21 protein-coding genes and 1 tRNA gene are annotated in these 14,763 nt (G+C 64.0%); 19 read left to right on the top strand and 3 right to left on the bottom strand.

The features are described 5' to 3' along the window. Nucleotides 1–12: 12 nt before the first annotated feature. The 9 genes from OPU69_RS12590 (at nucleotide 13) to OPU69_RS12550 (ending at nucleotide 5,929) form a co-directional block, all read left to right on the top strand. A complete protein-coding gene (locus tag OPU69_RS12590) occupies nucleotides 13–606 on the top strand; it encodes a Maf family protein (protein ID WP_081097138.1) in 594 nt (197 codons plus the stop codon). A 100-nt stretch (nucleotides 607–706) separates the two neighbouring features. Continuing rightward, the gene (gene aroE / locus OPU69_RS12585) at nucleotides 707–1,519 is read left to right on the top strand and encodes a shikimate dehydrogenase (RefSeq protein WP_498511453.1); all 813 of its coding nucleotides are present in this window, start codon (nucleotides 707–709) and stop codon (nucleotides 1,517–1,519) included. Then, complete coding sequence (gene coaE / locus OPU69_RS12580; protein WP_498511451.1) at nucleotides 1,516–2,154, top strand: dephospho-CoA kinase; 639 nt, start codon at nucleotides 1,516–1,518, stop codon at nucleotides 2,152–2,154. Before aroE ends, coaE begins: the two co-directional genes overlap by 4 nt. A 25-nt stretch (nucleotides 2,155–2,179) precedes the next feature. Then, nucleotides 2,180–2,881 carry a DNA polymerase III subunit epsilon gene (gene dnaQ, locus OPU69_RS12575; protein WP_060977954.1) on the top strand — a complete coding sequence of 234 codons (702 nt, stop codon included), beginning with the start codon at nucleotides 2,180–2,182 and terminating at the stop codon, nucleotides 2,879–2,881. 140 nt (nucleotides 2,882–3,021) lie between these two features. After that, nucleotides 3,022–3,588, top strand: coding sequence for a ribosome hibernation-promoting factor, HPF/YfiA family (hpf, locus tag OPU69_RS12570; protein WP_060977964.1), 567 nt, complete (start codon nucleotides 3,022–3,024; stop codon nucleotides 3,586–3,588). A 199-nt stretch (nucleotides 3,589–3,787) separates the two neighbouring features. Beyond that, complete coding sequence (locus tag OPU69_RS12565) at nucleotides 3,788–4,249, top strand: PTS sugar transporter subunit IIA (protein ID WP_060977955.1); 462 nt, start codon at nucleotides 3,788–3,790, stop codon at nucleotides 4,247–4,249. Then, nucleotides 4,209–4,721 carry a PaaI family thioesterase gene (locus tag OPU69_RS12560; RefSeq protein ID WP_060977956.1) on the top strand — a complete coding sequence of 171 codons (513 nt, stop codon included), beginning with the start codon at nucleotides 4,209–4,211 and terminating at the stop codon, nucleotides 4,719–4,721. Before OPU69_RS12565 ends, OPU69_RS12560 begins: the two co-directional genes overlap by 41 nt. Further along, nucleotides 4,718–5,071: a DUF1491 family protein gene (locus OPU69_RS12555; protein WP_498511448.1), complete on the top strand. Its 354-nt coding sequence runs from the start codon at nucleotides 4,718–4,720 to the stop codon at nucleotides 5,069–5,071. The genes OPU69_RS12560 and OPU69_RS12555 overlap by 4 nt, the downstream gene beginning before the upstream one ends. 195 nt (nucleotides 5,072–5,266) lie before the next feature. Then, a complete protein-coding gene (locus tag OPU69_RS12550; protein WP_060977958.1) occupies nucleotides 5,267–5,929 on the top strand; it encodes a cell wall hydrolase in 663 nt (220 codons plus the stop codon). 194 nt (nucleotides 5,930–6,123) lie between these two features. Here the strand turns inward: OPU69_RS12550 and OPU69_RS12545 are convergent, their stop codons facing one another. The 3 genes from OPU69_RS12545 to OPU69_RS12535 form a co-directional block, all read right to left on the bottom strand. Further along, a complete protein-coding gene (locus tag OPU69_RS12545; RefSeq protein WP_137775642.1) occupies nucleotides 6,124–6,513 on the bottom strand; it encodes a UrcA family protein in 390 nt (129 codons plus the stop codon). 383 nt (nucleotides 6,514–6,896) lie between these two features. After that, nucleotides 6,897–7,907: a sulfur carrier protein ThiS gene (thiS, locus tag OPU69_RS12540; protein WP_498511445.1), complete on the bottom strand. Its 1,011-nt coding sequence runs from the start codon at nucleotides 7,905–7,907 to the stop codon at nucleotides 6,897–6,899. A 67-nt stretch (nucleotides 7,908–7,974) separates the two neighbouring features. After that, the gene (locus OPU69_RS12535; protein WP_060977440.1) at nucleotides 7,975–8,352 is read right to left on the bottom strand and encodes a MerC domain-containing protein; all 378 of its coding nucleotides are present in this window, start codon (nucleotides 8,350–8,352) and stop codon (nucleotides 7,975–7,977) included. Nucleotides 8,353–8,478: 126 nt separating this feature from the next. Here OPU69_RS12535 and OPU69_RS12530 point away from each other — a divergent pair, with 126 nt between their 5' ends. The 10 genes from OPU69_RS12530 to OPU69_RS12485 all read left to right on the top strand — a co-directional run bounded on the left by OPU69_RS12530 (nucleotide 8,479) and on the right by OPU69_RS12485 (nucleotide 14,762). Next, entirely contained in the window at nucleotides 8,479–9,546 is a 1,068-nt protein-coding gene (locus tag OPU69_RS12530; RefSeq protein WP_498511443.1) for a COX15/CtaA family protein, read from the top strand. Continuing rightward, nucleotides 9,543–9,893, top strand: coding sequence for a divalent-cation tolerance protein CutA (gene cutA / locus OPU69_RS12525; protein WP_060977438.1), 351 nt, complete (start codon nucleotides 9,543–9,545; stop codon nucleotides 9,891–9,893). The genes OPU69_RS12530 and cutA overlap by 4 nt, the downstream gene beginning before the upstream one ends. 267 nt (nucleotides 9,894–10,160) lie before the next feature. Further along, nucleotides 10,161–10,640 (top strand): 50S ribosomal protein L13, encoded by a 480-nt coding sequence (gene rplM, locus OPU69_RS12520; RefSeq protein WP_060977437.1) that lies wholly within the window; start codon nucleotides 10,161–10,163, stop codon nucleotides 10,638–10,640. Beyond that, nucleotides 10,640–11,146, top strand: coding sequence for a 30S ribosomal protein S9 (gene rpsI, locus OPU69_RS12515; protein ID WP_066043943.1), 507 nt, complete (start codon nucleotides 10,640–10,642; stop codon nucleotides 11,144–11,146). Before rplM ends, rpsI begins: the two co-directional genes overlap by 1 nt. A gap of 196 nt (nucleotides 11,147–11,342) precedes the next feature. Then, nucleotides 11,343–11,418, top strand: a tRNA-Trp gene (locus tag OPU69_RS12510). Nucleotides 11,419–11,610: 192 nt separating this feature from the next. After that, complete coding sequence (gene secE / locus OPU69_RS12505; RefSeq protein WP_060977436.1) at nucleotides 11,611–11,817, top strand: preprotein translocase subunit SecE; 207 nt, start codon at nucleotides 11,611–11,613, stop codon at nucleotides 11,815–11,817. 32 nt (nucleotides 11,818–11,849) lie between these two features. Next, complete coding sequence (gene nusG, locus OPU69_RS12500; protein WP_023839461.1) at nucleotides 11,850–12,386, top strand: transcription termination/antitermination protein NusG; 537 nt, start codon at nucleotides 11,850–11,852, stop codon at nucleotides 12,384–12,386. Between the two features lie 327 nt (nucleotides 12,387–12,713). Beyond that, nucleotides 12,714–13,145, top strand: coding sequence for a 50S ribosomal protein L11 (rplK, locus tag OPU69_RS12495; RefSeq protein ID WP_060977435.1), 432 nt, complete (start codon nucleotides 12,714–12,716; stop codon nucleotides 13,143–13,145). Between the two features lie 4 nt (nucleotides 13,146–13,149). Further along, complete coding sequence (rplA, locus tag OPU69_RS12490) at nucleotides 13,150–13,848, top strand: 50S ribosomal protein L1 (protein WP_060977434.1); 699 nt, start codon at nucleotides 13,150–13,152, stop codon at nucleotides 13,846–13,848. Between the two features lie 119 nt (nucleotides 13,849–13,967). Next, entirely contained in the window at nucleotides 13,968–14,762 is a 795-nt protein-coding gene (locus OPU69_RS12485) for a transglutaminase-like domain-containing protein (protein WP_498511439.1), read from the top strand. Nucleotide 14,763: the final 1 nt, after the last annotated feature.

The following is a 14,763-nucleotide window of genomic DNA, read 5'->3' as shown; positions in this document are numbered from 1 at the left end:
AGGACGATGGAAATGCTGATACTCGCATCGCAGAGCACCGCACGCCGGGCCATGCTCGATGCTGCCGATGTGCCTTTCTCGGTCGTGGCGGCGCATATCGATGAATCCTCGATCCGTGCCTCGCTCCATGCCGAGGGCACCTCCCCTCGCGATATCGCCGATGCCCTGGCAGAAGCCAAAGCGATGCGCGTCGGCACCCGGCGGCCCGAGGCGATGGTGCTCGGCTCCGACCAGATCCTGGAAACCAGCGAAGGCGAGATGCTGAGCAAACCGCAGACCCCCGACGATGCGATCCGCCAGCTCGAATCGCTGTCGGGCAAGCCGCACAAATTGTGGAGCGCCGCCGTCATCGTCGAGGGCGGTCGGCCGATCTGGCGGCATGTCGGCAAGGCGGTGATGCACGTGCGTCCGCTGGGCCCTGCCTTTGTCCGTGACTATGTGGAAAAGCACTGGGAAACCATTGGATATACGGTGGGTTGCTACGAGATAGAGGGTGCGGGAGCCCAGCTTTTCAGCCATATCGAGGGCGATGTGTTCACCGTCCAGGGCATGCCGCTGCTGCCGCTACTCGGCTTCCTGCGCGAACGCGAACTGATGCCGAGCTGATTCATCCGCTTGGAAAATCGGCAAGGGTTTCAGCAGAGTCCGCCTTACCCCCTCCGTTTGTCCCGAGCGAAGTCGAGGGACGCAGACCCAAGGGTTTCCCATGTCCCAACCCTATGCCGAGGTGATCGGCGACCCGATCGCGCACAGCAAATCGCCGCTGATCCACAATTTCTGGCTCAAAACGCTGGGGATGGAAGCCGAGTATCGCGCCTGCCATGTCACGCCCGACGCGCTGGCCGATTATATCGCCCAGCGCCGTGCCGATCCGCTCTGGCGCGGGTGCAATGTCACCATTCCGCACAAGATTGCGGTGATGGAGCATGTCGCCGATCCGGGCGATGTGCGCAGCAGCATCGGGGCGATGAACACGATCGCGCGCGATGAACAGGGCGCGCTGTTCGGCACCAACACCGATGCCGGCGGTTTCTACGCACCGCTCGGGCAGAGCGATTTTACCGGTGCAGATGTCGCGCTGATCGGCGCGGGCGGGGCGGCGCGGGCGGTGCTGTTCGCGCTCGCCCGAATGGAGGTCGCCAGCGTGACAATCCATGCGCGCAATCCCCTGAAAGCCATGGGGCTGCTTGCGAGCTTCGCGCTCAAGGGCCAGGTGCGCGGCATGGACGATCCGCTGGGCGAGGTCGATCTGCTGGTCAACACGAGCCCCTTGGGCATGAAGGGTTTCGACCCGCTGGTGCTCGACCTTTTGCCGCTGCCCGAGAGCGCGCTGGTCTATGACATTGTCTACAATCCGCTCGAAACCGGGCTGCTGAAGGCGGCGCGGGCGCGCGGGCTCGAGACGGTCGACGGGCTCGAGATGCTGATCGGCCAGGCAGCGCTCGCCTTCGAAATCTTCTTCGGTGCCGCTCCCCCGCGGAACCGCGACGATGAGCTCCGGGCATTGCTGCTGGCATGATGGCACCGATCAAGCGCCTGCCGCCGCACCATCGTCACCGTCCGATGGTGCTCGGGCTGACCGGATCGATCGGCATGGGCAAATCGGCGGTGGCGAAGATGCTGCGCGCCGAGGGCGTGCCGGTGTTCGATGCCGATGCCGAGGTACATGTGCTGCAGGGACCGGGCGGAGCGCTGCTGCCCGCGATCGAGGCCGCGTTTCCCGGCACGACAGGGCCGCAAGGTGTCGACCGTGCGAAGCTGGGTGCGGCGGTGTTCGGCAATCCAGTGGCGCTGAAAAGGCTCGAGCATATCGTGCATCCGGCGGTGGCGCGCTCGCGCGCCGCCTTCGTCCGCGCCCACCGGTCGCGCCGGATCATCGTGTTCGATATCCCGCTGCTGTTCGAGAAAGGCGGTACCCAGAATGTCGATGGCATCGTGGTCGTCTCCGCGGCGCTGTGGCAGCAGCGCAAGCGCGTGCTCGCCCGCCCGGGCATGACCGCGGCACGCCTGCGCCATATCCGTCACCTGCAGATGGCTGATCACCACAAGCGCGCGCATGCCGATTGGGTGATCCCCACCGGCGGCACCAAATTGGCGACGCGACAGGCGGTGCGCAGGCTGCTTCAGAATTTACGTTCGGCCCTTGCACGATGAGCAAATCGGTCCAATAGTATCGGAAATGAGAGAGATCATTTTCGATACCGAAACCACCGGCCTGTCCCCTGATGAAGGACACAGGATGGTGGAAATCGGGTGTATCGAGATGGTCGGTCGCAGCCTGACGGGCCGCACCTTCCACGCCTATTTCAACCCCGAAATCCCGATGCCGCCCGAAGCCGAGAAGGTGCATGGCCTGGGCGATGCGTTTCTCGCCGACAAGCCGCTGTTTGGCGCAGGCGTCGAGGATCTGCTCGAGTTTCTCGGCGATGCGACCCTGGTCGCGCACAATGCCGGGTTCGACATGCGCTTCCTGAATGCGGAACTGGCCATGGTCGGCAAGCCCGCCATTGCGATGAGCCGTGTGATCGACACCGTCGCGATGGCACGCGCCAAGTTTCCCGGATCGCCCGCCAGCCTGGATGCATTGTGCAAGCGCTTCGGCGTCGATCGCAGCCACCGCGTGCTGCACGGCGCGCTGCTCGATGCCGAGCTGCTGGCGCAGGTCTATATCGAGCTGACCGGGGGTCGCCAGATCGGGCTTGGTCTCGCCGACGACAGCGCGGAAACCGCCGTCGTCCCCGGTGCACGGCCTCGCCTCATTCCCAGTGTCCAGCGTCCGCACCGCCTGCCGCGCCCGTTTGCCGCCAGCGAGGAAGAGCTGGCCGCGCATGCCGAGTTCCTGGGCAAGATCAAGCAGCCGCTCTGGCTGTCGACACGCTAACCTTTGTACTGAAAATCATTCCGGAAAGGAGGTCTTTACCCGAATCGTCACCCGATCCTTAGCGTTGGACGCCAAGGATATATCGATCCGGCCCGTCGCGGCAGTGATCCTGCGGCTGGCCCCAAAAAATGGAGAATATCATGGACATTCGTATTTCTGGTCATCAGGTCGACACTGGCGAAGCGCTCAAGGTGCACGTCGCGGACCGACTCAATGCGATTGTCGAAAAGTATTTTTCCAAGGCGATATCCAGCCAGGTCACCTTCAGCCGAGGGCCTCACGAACAGTTCCAGTGCGATATCGTCACGCATGTGATGCAGGGCCTGATCCTCAAGGGCCATGGCCTGGCGCAGGATGCGCATGTCTGCTTCGACGGCGCGGCGGACAAGATCGAGAAGCAGCTGCGCCGCTATATGGGCCGCCTCAAGGGCCGCCACGAACAGTTCCAGCATGCCGCGCGCGAGGAAGAAGCCGCCTATGTCGTGTTCGACAGCGGCAACGAGGAAGAGGAGGTCGTGGGCGATGCCCCGGTCGTGATCGCCGAAACCCGCGTCGACGTGCCCACCGCCACCGTATCCGACGCGGTGATGATGCTCGACCTGCGCAACACCAATGCGCTGTTCTTCAAGAATACCGGCACCGGGCGGCACAACATGGTCTATCGCCGCCCCGATGGTTCGATCGGCTGGGTCGAACCGCGCGTCTGAATATTTTCGGCGCGTTGTGCGCCCGTGCATCGCATGGCTTGGTTTTTCGGGCGATATGGTGCATGGGCGCGGCAGCAATGCGTCGGCGGGATGAGGCAACCCCCTCCCGGCAGGGCCGACGGTGATCCTTTGAACATTCGTGCGCGCCGCCTCGGCAACGATCGGGGGCGGCGCGACAGAATCGAGAATTTTGACTGTCATGGCATGGTTCGAACTCCATAAGCAGGCGGTGCTGATCTCGGCACGCGTCGCGGACAAGCACCAGGCGCTCGAGCTGGCCGCCGAACAGTTCGGTCATTGCTACGGGCTGGATCCGGACAAGGTGCTCGGCTGCCTGCTCGAGCGCGAGCAACTCGGTTCGACCGGCTTCGGGCGCCGCGTTGCCATTCCGCATGGCAAGATGGATGGGCTGGACCATTCGGTGGCGGTGGTGCTGCGGCTGGGCAAGCCGATCGAGTTCGGCTCGATCGACAATCTTCCGGTCGATCTGGTGATCGCGCTGCTCTCGCCGGTGGCCACGGGTGCGATGCACCTTCAGGCACTTGCGCATATCTCGCGGCTGACGCGTGACGAAAAGACGCTCGCCAAGATCAAGGGCGCGGATGACCCGGACGCGATCTATGCGCTGGTCACCGCCGAGCTGGATCGTGACGCTGCCTGACCGGGCGACAGGGCCTGGCGAAGAGGCGCATTTCCGCGCGCTCGAACGCCTTTATGCCGCCGCTGCGATCAATCGGCTGTTCCCGTCGCGGCTGACGATCACGGCAGCGGGCAAGGCACGGATCGATTTCGAGGTGACCCCTGAACATTTCCATGCGGCCGGTGCGGCGCATGGCACGCTCTATTTCAAGATGCTCGACGATGCCGCCTTCTATGCGTGCAATGCGCTGGTCACCGACCGATTCCTGCTCACCACGGCGTTCAACCTGCATTTCACCGCGCCGGTGCGCGCGGGGCCGGTCTATGCCGAGGGCCATTGGGTAAGCGGGCGCCGACGCGTCTGGGTGGGCGAATCCCGGCTGGTGGACAGCCATGGCGAGGAGATCGCGCGCGGCACGGGCACGTTCATGCGCTCGCACATCGCGCTGTCGGGGCTGGAAGGCTACAAGCCGCCGATCGCGGACAGCCTGTGATCGAGCCTCGGCTGGCGACTCACGTCCGCATCGAGGCGCTCAAGCGTCTCACCGCCGCAGCAGGCGGCTTTGCCACCATCATCGCCAAAGGGGACCCGGTATCGGGCGCGATCCTTATCGCGCGGACGGTTCGCGGACAGGACAATGCGCTGTTCGAACTGTTCCGCAGGTTCGACGACCAGGCGGAGTGGCAGGAGGTGTGGAGCGAGGATTCCGGCTCGCTGGCGCGCAAGGGCAGCATGGCCGAATATGTCGAGCGACGCCGTCTTCGCGATGCCGACTTGTGGATTATCGAACTGGATGTCGCCAGCCGCGCACAGTTCAACGCGATAATGGGTCAGACGAGTTGACTCATTATCGCCGCTGCTAGAGGGGCCGCTGCACCGATCAACGCGCAGGCGGCTCATATGGTTCCCCGGCTTTTCAAGGCCAGAGAAGAACAGGGCTAGCACGCAGACGGGGGGTTTCCCTTCCGGAACCGGCCGGGCTTTTCTGCCCGATCCCAGTTCCGGCCGTGGTGATCCACCGCACAGTCAAAGTTTGTAATGAGTAAGATCCTCAAGGTCGCCAGCATGGCCGCCATGACAGTCTATTCGATTGTCACCTTCTCTCTCACCGACGCGTCAGCCGCCCTTGCATCGCCGCTGATTGCCGACATGATCCAGCCGGTTCCCGCCCAGACGAGCGAAACCACCGCCTCCAGCGCTGATGAAGCCGCTGTCGTAGCCGGTGCTGCCTCGGCCGAAACCGCTCCCCAGCAGATCGACACCCAGACCGCCAAGCCGCCGCTCAAGGCCGAAAGCCTGGCGCAGCTCGTGTCGATGTCCGACATGCCCGCCGAAATCGACGAGGAAACCCGTTGTCTCGCCGGTGCCGTCTATTTCGAATCCAAGGGCGAGACCCTTAACGGCCAGCTCGCCGTCGCCAAGGTGGTGATCGCGCGCCGCGATTCGGGCCGCTTCGCCAGCAGCCTGTGCGGCGTGGTCTATCAGCCCAGCCAGTTCTCGTTCGTTCGCGGCGGCCGCATGCCCGCCATTCCCACCGCCAGCCAGGACTGGAAGGAAGCCGTCGCCATCGCGCAGATCGCGATGAAGGACAGCTGGGACAGCCCGGTCGAAGGCGCGCTGTTCTTCCACGCGCGTCATGTCTCGCCGGGCTGGCGCATGCAGCGCCTCGCCGCGGTCGACAATCACGTCTTCTATCGCTGATCGCCTGGCCTCAGGGCCAGCCACGACAGCTTGAGAGCTAGTCCTTTGGGTCGCAAAGGACTGAGGCGGGCGCTCCTCTAGCGTCCGCCTCGACCTTTTTGCGCGTAGGGAAAGCGCATGAAGAAAGGACCGGCAGCTTGGGGGCTACCGGTCCAGTCGGGTTTCTACCAAGGGTGTGGTAAAGGCTTGGCGCGTCAGCTGCCGACGGCGATGCGTTCGCCGGGCTTGAAGGTCTCGCCGGCTTCGGCGCGGGCGATCAGCGTGACCATGGCGCGCTGGCCGCTCTCTTCGGTTTCGCGGACGCAATTCTTGTAATCGCTCACTTCACGCAGCGGGCCGCGGGGCAGGCTGCCGCAGACCTGGGTGGTGGCGGCACGCAGCCGGTGCTCGAGCGTCGCTGCGCCTTCGGGCGTGGTGAGGTCGAGATCGACGAACGGCACTTCGATGCTGCGAACGACGCGGTTGCCGCTGACCTGCTCGGTCACGACCGGCTTGGCCTGGACGGCGGCGGAGAACACGATGGCCGAAGCGGCAGCAGCGGCGAGGGTGCGGGTGGCAATGGGGGCAAGGGCACGGGCGAACATGGGGGGTCCTTTCTGGGGCAAGCTCACTGAACGATGGGACCGATCCTGCGGGTAAGGGTCCCAGCAGGACCGGTCTTGTTGTTGTTTGCCGCCGATGTCCGGCCTGGGGAGCTATGGAGCATCGGCGACATCATCTGGATAGGGCAGGGCGCGCCGATGCGCGCGCCGCGCTCGACAAGGACGCAGCAGATGTCGCTCAACGACTACAGCTGTCGACGAACGACACAGCCGCATCGACCAATGTAACATATGCAAAGAAAGCGTCACCGAATCGGCAAGAAACGGTCATGCTTCCGCTACGGAAAGCTGGGGCCGTCAGCCGATAGGGAATGTCGCGAGCGCTTCCGCCAGAAGCGCCGCGCGGGGTTCCACGTGGAACCCTGTCAGATCAGTCCCGCGAGCGGGCTGGAGGGATCGGCATATTTGCGCGTGCCCATGCGTCCGGCGAGATAGGCCTCGCGGCCGGCCTCGACTGCCAGCTTCATCGCGCGCGCCATGCGGATCGGGTCCTTCGCCTCGGCGATCGCGGTGTTCATCAGCACGCCGTCACAGCCCAGCTCCATTGCGATCGCCGCATCAGAAGCCGTGCCGACCCCGGCATCGACCAGCACCGGCACCTTGGCGTTCTCGACGATCAGCCGGATGGTGACGCGGTTCTGGATGCCCAGCCCCGATCCGATCGGCGCGCCCAGCGGCATGATCGCGACCGCGCCGGCATCTTCCAGCCGCTTCGCGCCGATGGGATCGTCAGCGCAATAGACCATCGGCTTGAAACCTTCCCTGGCGAGAATCTCGGTCGCGCGCAGCGTTTCGTGCATGTCGGGATAGAGCGTCTTCGCCTCGCCCAGCACCTCGAGCTTGACCAGGTCCCAGCCGCCTGCCTCGCGCGCCAGGCGCAGCGTGCGGATTGCCTCCTCGCCGGTGAAACAGCCGGCGGTGTTGGGAAGATAGGTGATCTTCTTCGGGTCGATAAAGTCGGTGAGCATCGGCGCATTGGGGTCCGACACGTTGACCCGGCGCACCGCGACGGTGACGATCTCGGCCCCCGAAGCGGCGACCGCTGCGGCGTTCTGCGCGAAATCCTTGTACTTGCCGGTGCCGACGATCAGCCGCGAGCGAAACGTGTGACCCGCGACGGTCCAGCTGTCATCCGCCGGAGCATGATCGCCGCCGCCGACGAAATGCACGATCTCCAGCCGGTCGCCATCGTGCACGGTGACATCGCCGAGCGTCGAACGCGGCACGATCTCCAGATTGCGCTCGACCGCCACCTTGGCGGCGTCGAGCCCGAGCGAGCCGACGAGCGCAGCAATGCTCTGGCCCGCGGCAACGCGGCGCGGCTCGCCATTGATATGAATGCTGATCTGGGCGGTGTCGGTGGAGGTGCTGGTCATAGGGCGCGACTCTTGGCGCGGATCGAGGGGCAAGGGCAAGCCCCAATATTGGCAATCGGGATTGCGTTCAGTGCTGGCGCGCGGCGCGATAGTTCAGCAGATGCGCGATGCTGAGCAGCGCGACGCCGGTCAGCGTCAGCGCATATTCCCAGGAACCGCCATGCGGCACGGTCATCGCGGCGAGCATCGCGGCAATGCCCATCGAGCCGATGGCGAGCGGTGTCCAGGCACCGTGCAATCGGACGCCATGGCCCAGTGCGAGTGCGGCCATGATCGCCGCAAGCACGAAGCCGATCTCATGCACCCAGGGAGAAAGGAAGATGCCGCCCATCGAGGCGAATCCCGCCACCAGCCACAGGCCCGCCGCGCAATGCACCATGCACAGCGCAGACAGCGCAATCGCGGCCGAATCGAGCTGGCCGGACCGGGTGATACGAGACAACATGCCTCGCACATAGGTGATATGATATCATTGCGCAATCGGGCTTTAGCAACAATCTCGCCAGGACGCGATGAGCGGTGCCGAAAAACCCCTTGCAAGCAGGGCATCGCCGTCCGAAATGCGTGCATCATGACCAGCCTGTCGCACCCCCGGATCGCCACGCCGCTGTCGCCCGACCGCAGCACGCCCAATGCCATCGCCATCTGGCTCTACGGCGTCGCGCTGCTGGTCTTCTGCATGGTGGTCGTGGGCGGGATTACACGGTTGACCGAATCGGGCCTGTCGATCACCGAATGGAATGTGGTCACCGGTACCCTGCCGCCGCTGTCCGAAGCCGCCTGGGTGGCGGAGTTCGAGAAATACAAGCGCATCCCCGAATATATCGAGGTCAATGCCGGCATGTCGCTGGCCGAGTTCAAGACCATCTATTTCTGGGAATATGTCCACCGGCTGCTCGGGCGGCTCGTCGGAGTCGCCTTCGCCCTGCCCTTCGCCTGGTTCGCCATCCGCCGCGCGATTCCGCAGGGCTATGGCTGGCGGCTGTTCGCGCTGTTCGCGCTGGGCGGGCTGCAGGGTGCGATCGGATGGTGGATGGTCGCGTCGGGCCTGACCGAGCGTACCGATGTCAGCCATTTCCGGCTCGCGGTGCACCTGCTCAACGCGCTGTTCATCATGGCCGGGCTGATCTGGACCGCGCGCGACCTGCAGGTGCTCGCGCGCGATCCCGCAGCGCGGCCGGCGCGCATGACCGGGCTGGCGCTGGCGACGATCCTCATCCTCTTCGTGCAGCTGCTGCTCGGCGCCTGGGTCGCGGGGCTCAACGCGGGCTATGCCGCCAAGAGCTGGCCGCTGATGAATGGCAGCTTCGTTCCGCAAGATATCGACTGGTCGCATGGCGTGGTGCACACGCTGACGCACGACCCGTTCCTGCTGCATTTCCTGCATCGCTGGTGGGCCTTTGTCGCGGTCGCCGCACTGGTCGTGATGGCGCGTGCGGTGCGCAAGGCCGACCGGCCTGCCTCGGTCGCGATCCACAGCGCGTTCGGCGTGCAGGTGCTGCTCGGCATCGCCACGGTGATGAGCAGCGTCGATCTGCACCTCGCCGTGCTGCACCAGGCCGTGGGCGCGATTCTGGTCGGCACCGTCGCCTGGGGTGCGCACAGCCTGGGCCGTCAGGGTGCGACGCGCCCGGCATGATCGGCGATTCGCTTACCGACACCAGCGAGATCCGGCTGGTCTATTGCCCCTTTGCCGACAAGGAAGAGGCACAGACGATCGCACGCACCGTGGTGCGCGAACAGCTCGCCGCCTGCGCCAATGTGCTGGGGACGGTCCAGTCGATCTATCACTGGAACGGTGAGCTGACCGAACAGGCCGAGGTGCCGGTGCTGTTCAAGACCGCCTTGCCCCAGTCCAAGGCGCTGGTCGCCCGAATTGTGCATCTGCACAGCTATGACGAGCCGGCAGTGCTGGTGCTGCCGGTGGAATATTGCCCGCCCAGCTTTCGCGCCTGGGTGCTCGGCCAGACTCTGGCGATCGACTGAGCCGCGCCGGGCGACAGTTCCTGCGGATGGTGCGAATCGAGGCTTTTCCCAGCCTCCTCTAGGGCCGGAAACCCGATGGTATCATGATACCCTACGCCAAAAGCCCCAAAATGCTTGACGAATCGGGACCTGATCGTCATTAGCCGCGCTTCGTTCAGGCCTGCTGACCAGCGGCCTGTCGTGTCACGGAAATCTGTCAGCCGATCGCACTTCCCGATCCACCCGATCCGGAACCGCAGCGGAGGACGTTTTGGAAGGTTGAAGGCCATGAAGGCTTTGCTCAAGACCACCAAGTCGATCAAGCCGGCTGAGGTGGAAAAGAAATGGCATATTATCGATGCCGATGGACTGGTGGTCGGCCGCGTCGCGGTGATCATCGCCAACATCCTGCGCGGCAAGCACAAGCCGAGCTACACCCCGCATGTCGATTGCGGTGACCATGTCATCGTCATCAACGCAGGCAAGGTGCAGCTGACCGGCAACAAGCGCAGCGACAAGGTCTATTACAAGCACACCGGTTATATCGGTGGCATCAAGGAAGTGACCGCCGCCAAGGTGCTGGACGGCCGCTTCCCCGAGCGCGTGCTTGAAAAGGCGGTGGAGCGCATGGTTCCCCGTGGTCCGCTGGGTCGTCAGCAGATGCGCAACCTGCACCTCTTCACCGGAACCGAACATCCGCATGCCGGCCAGCAGCCCGAAGTGCTCGACGTGGCCTCGCTCAACCGCAAGAACAAGGTGGGTGCATAATGTCTGATACCGTGCAATCCCTGTCCGACATCAAGGACATCGCTGCCGACATCGAAACCACCGACGCGCCCGTCGCCAAGGTTTCGAATGCCCCGCTGCGCGAGCAGGAACTCGACAAGCAGGGCCGCGCCTATGCCACCGGTCGCCGCAAGGACGCCGTGGCCCGCGTGTGGCTGAAGCCCGGCACTGGCAAGATCATCGTCAACAAGCGCGACCAGGCCGTGTATTTCGCACGCCCGACTCTGCGTCTGGTGATCAACCAGGTGTTCGACATCACCGACCGCAAGGATCAGTATGACGTGATCTGCACCGTCAAGGGCGGCGGTCTCTCGGGCCAGGCCGGCGCGGTCAAGCACGGCATCAGCCAGGCGCTGACCAAGTACGAGCCGGCGCTCCGCAGCACCGTCAAGCAGGCAGGCTTCCTGACCCGCGACAGCCGCACCGTCGAGCGCAAGAAGTACGGCAAGGCCAAGGCGCGCAAGAGCTTCCAGTTCTCGAAGCGCTGATGCGTCTCGTCGCCGGGGTCTTCGGACTCCGTGCGATGCCGGAATGAAAAACGGGGTGATCGCCCCCCTTGGATTGGGCCTTCGGGCGTCTCCATCGGGCCAGCGATCGCCCCGATTTTCATTTCAGGCCGCCCGATCGGTGCAGCAGCGCTTGCACAGCGCGGTTGCACCCGCTAAGGGCGTCGCCTGCCCGCGAAGGAGTGTAGCTCAGCTGGTAGAGCGTCGGTCTCCAAAACCGAATGCCGGGGGTTCGAGTCCCTCCACTCCTGCCAGCGGCGATCAGTGTCTCCCCCAAGCGGGGCATCCCCTTCCATTGAATCCCCTTGCTTCTGCGGATTTGCGCGGCTATGGGGCTGTCTTTCTCCGACAGGGTGCATATATCGCGTTTCAGCCGGGCAAGGCTGGCGGCGATGTGTCTGCCAATGCGAATATGCCCGCCCATCGGAACAAGGAAAGTGAAGGCCATGGCCAGCGAAGGAAAGAAGACCAGCCCCGGCGAGTTCGTGCGACAGGTGCGCACTGAAGCCTCGAAGGTCGTCTGGCCGAGCCGCCAGGAAACGGTGACCACCTCGATCATGGTGTTCATCCTGATGACCATCCTGGCGATCTTCTTCCTGACCGTCGATTCGATCTTCGGTGCCATCGTCAAGTGGCTGCTCACGCTCGCGTAAGAGCGCCAAAACGTCTTTTGAAAGAGAACTGAATGTCGCGCTGGTACATCATTCACGCTTATTCGGGCTTCGAGAACAAGGTCCGCGACGCGATTCTCGCCGATGCCGAGCGCATGGGCCTGTCGGCGCTGGTCGAGCAGGTCGAGGTTCCGACCGAAACCGTGACCGAGGTGCGCCGCGGCAAGAAGGTGCAGACCGAGCGCAAGTTCTTCCCCGGCTATGTGCTGGCCAAGCTCAAGATGACCGACGATGTCTATCACGTCGTCAAGAACACGCCCAAGGTCACCGGTTTTCTCGGCCCCAATGGCAAGCCCCAGGCGATCAGCGATGCCGAGGCTGCGCGCATCCTGAACACCAAGGAAGAAGCCGCCAATGCGCCGCGCGCCCGCATCGATGTCGATTACGAGATCGGCGATTCGGTCAAGGTGCTCGAAGGCCCGTTCGCCAGCTTCAACGGCATTGTCGAGGAGCTCGATTTCGACAAGGCCCGTGTCAAGGTCTCGGTCTCGATCTTCGGCCGCGCCACGCCGGTCGATCTCGATTTCGAGCATGTGGAACTGGCGAAGTAAGGGAGCATCGCAGGAAAAGTGGGAACCGGTTTTCCGGTTCGCGATGCGACCCACAAGGAATTTTGTCCTCACCCCTTTCGGGGAGAGGGCGACGAGACTTGGCAGCTTGCTGCCTAGTCGCAGTGGGAGAGGGGCTCCGGCGTTCGATCTTGACGCATCCCCTCTCCAACTCCGCGTAACCGGCAAGCCGGTAACGCTCCGTATCCTCTCCCCTGAAGGAGAGAGGATACATCGTGCGGGAGACTGGCCTTAAACCAGTCGCTTGACCGCTTAATTTGAGGGCGACGGGCACCTGCCTTTCGCCTGACAGAATGAAGGAGTGCCATCATGGCAAAGAAGATTGAAGGCTATATCAAGCTGCAGGTGGCCGCTGGTGCCGCCAACCCCTCGCCGCCGATCGGCCCTGCTCTGGGTCAGCGCGGCGTCAACATCATGGAATTCTGCAAGCAGTTCAACGCTGCCACGCAGGACATGGAAAAGGGCACCCCGCTGCCGACCGTCATCACCGTGTACGGCGACCGCAGCTTCACCTTCGTGACCAAGACGCCGCCGGCGAGCTACCTGATCAAGAAGGCGGCGAACCTCAAGAGCGGTTCGAAGCTTCCGGGCAAGGAAAGCGCGGGCACCATCAAGCGTTCGCAGCTCGCGGAAATCGCGCAGGTGAAGATGGCCGACCTCAATGCCAACGACATCGAGGCAGCAACGAAGATTATCGAAGGCTCGGCAACGTCGATGGGCCTTGAAGTGGTGGAGGGCTGAGATCATGGCAAAGGTGACCAAGAAGGCAAAGGCTCTCGCCGCCAAGCTCGACGCTGAAAAGCTGTATGGTGTCGATGAAGCCATCAAGACCATCAAGGAACTGGCGAGCGCCAAGTTCGACGAGACCATCGAAGTCGCGCTGAACCTGGGCGTCGACCCGCGTCATGCCGACCAGATGGTCCGCGGTGTCGTGTCGCTGCCCTCGGGCACCGGCAAGGACGTCCGCGTCGCCGTGTTCGCGCGTGGCGACAAGGCCGAAGCGGCTCTGGCCGCCGGTGCCGAGCGTGCGGGTGCCGAAGACCTGATGGAAGAAATCCAGAACGGCAAGATCGACTATGATCGCATCATCGCCACCCCCGACATGATGGGCGTGGTCGGTCGTCTCGGCAAGCTGCTGGGTCCCAAGGGCCTGATGCCGAACCCGAAGCTGGGCACCGTCACCCCGAACGTCGCCGAAGCCGTCAAGGCGGCCAAGGGCGGCCAGGTGGAATTCCGCGTCGAAAAGGCCGGCATCATCCATTCGGGCATCGGCAAGGCCAGCTTCTCGGACGAAGCGCTGCGCGCCAATTTCGACGCGTTCGTCGATGCGATCGTCAAGGCCAAGCCCTCGGGCTCGAAGGGCAAGTATCTGCGCAAGATCTCGGTCAGCTCGTCGATGGGCCCCGGCCTGAAGGTCGACGTGTCGGAAGTGCACGCAGGCTGATCGTCACAATCTGCTGCTAAGCCATTCAGGGGCCGGAGGGGAACCTTCGGCCCCTTTTTGGTGTCTGGCTTCGACAGACATCCTGCATTGCCTGTCCCCTTCTGGCCGGAGCCCACCCCATGACCCTCGATCTGCACGTGACGCTGACCTATGACATGGCGGTGCCCACCGATATCCTGCTTCAGGTCGAGGCCGCCGCGATCCCCGAACAGCGAATCGAATCGGCGCATATCCAGGCCTCGCCATGCGATCATTTCGTCCGGGTGGCCGCGCTCGACGGCATCGGCGACCGCATCTGGCTGCGCACCAGCGGGCGGCTCAGCATCGATTATCGCGCGCGGATGACGGTGCTGCGCGATCTCGCCGATGCCGCCAGCCTGCCGCAGATGCTGCTGCACCAGCTGCCCGGCGAGACGGTGCAATATCTGTTTGATTCGCATTATTGCCCGGCGACCAAGTTCCACAGCTTCGTTGATACCGAGTTCGGCACCCTGTCTGGCGGTGCGCGGATCGCGGCGATGCGCGACTGGATCGCCGAGCATTTTACCTATCAGCCGGGAAGCTCGGACGCCACGACCACCGCGCTCGACAGCTTTGTGACGCGGCACGGGGTGTGCCGCGACTATGCGCATGTGATGATCGTGCTCGCGCGCGCCTGCTCGATCCCCGCGCGCTTCGCCAGCGTCTATGCGCCCGATGTCACCCCGCAGGATTTCCATGCGGTGGCCGAGGTCTTCCTCGCCAATCCGGACGGCGAGGGCGGCGCCTGGCATCTGGTCGACCCCACCGGCATGGCGACCGCCGCCGACATGGTGAAGATCGGCGTCGGTCGCGACGCGCTCGACGTGGCGTTTCTCACCGCCTTCGGCACCGTCGAGCTGGTCGAGCAGCAGGTCAGCGTGAAACGCGCTTGAC

The sequence above is a fragment of the Blastomonas sp. 34TW genome, assembly GCF_059803595.1.
Note: the sequence above shows the minus strand (reverse complement) of the source record. Positions and strands in the feature narration are given on the sequence as shown.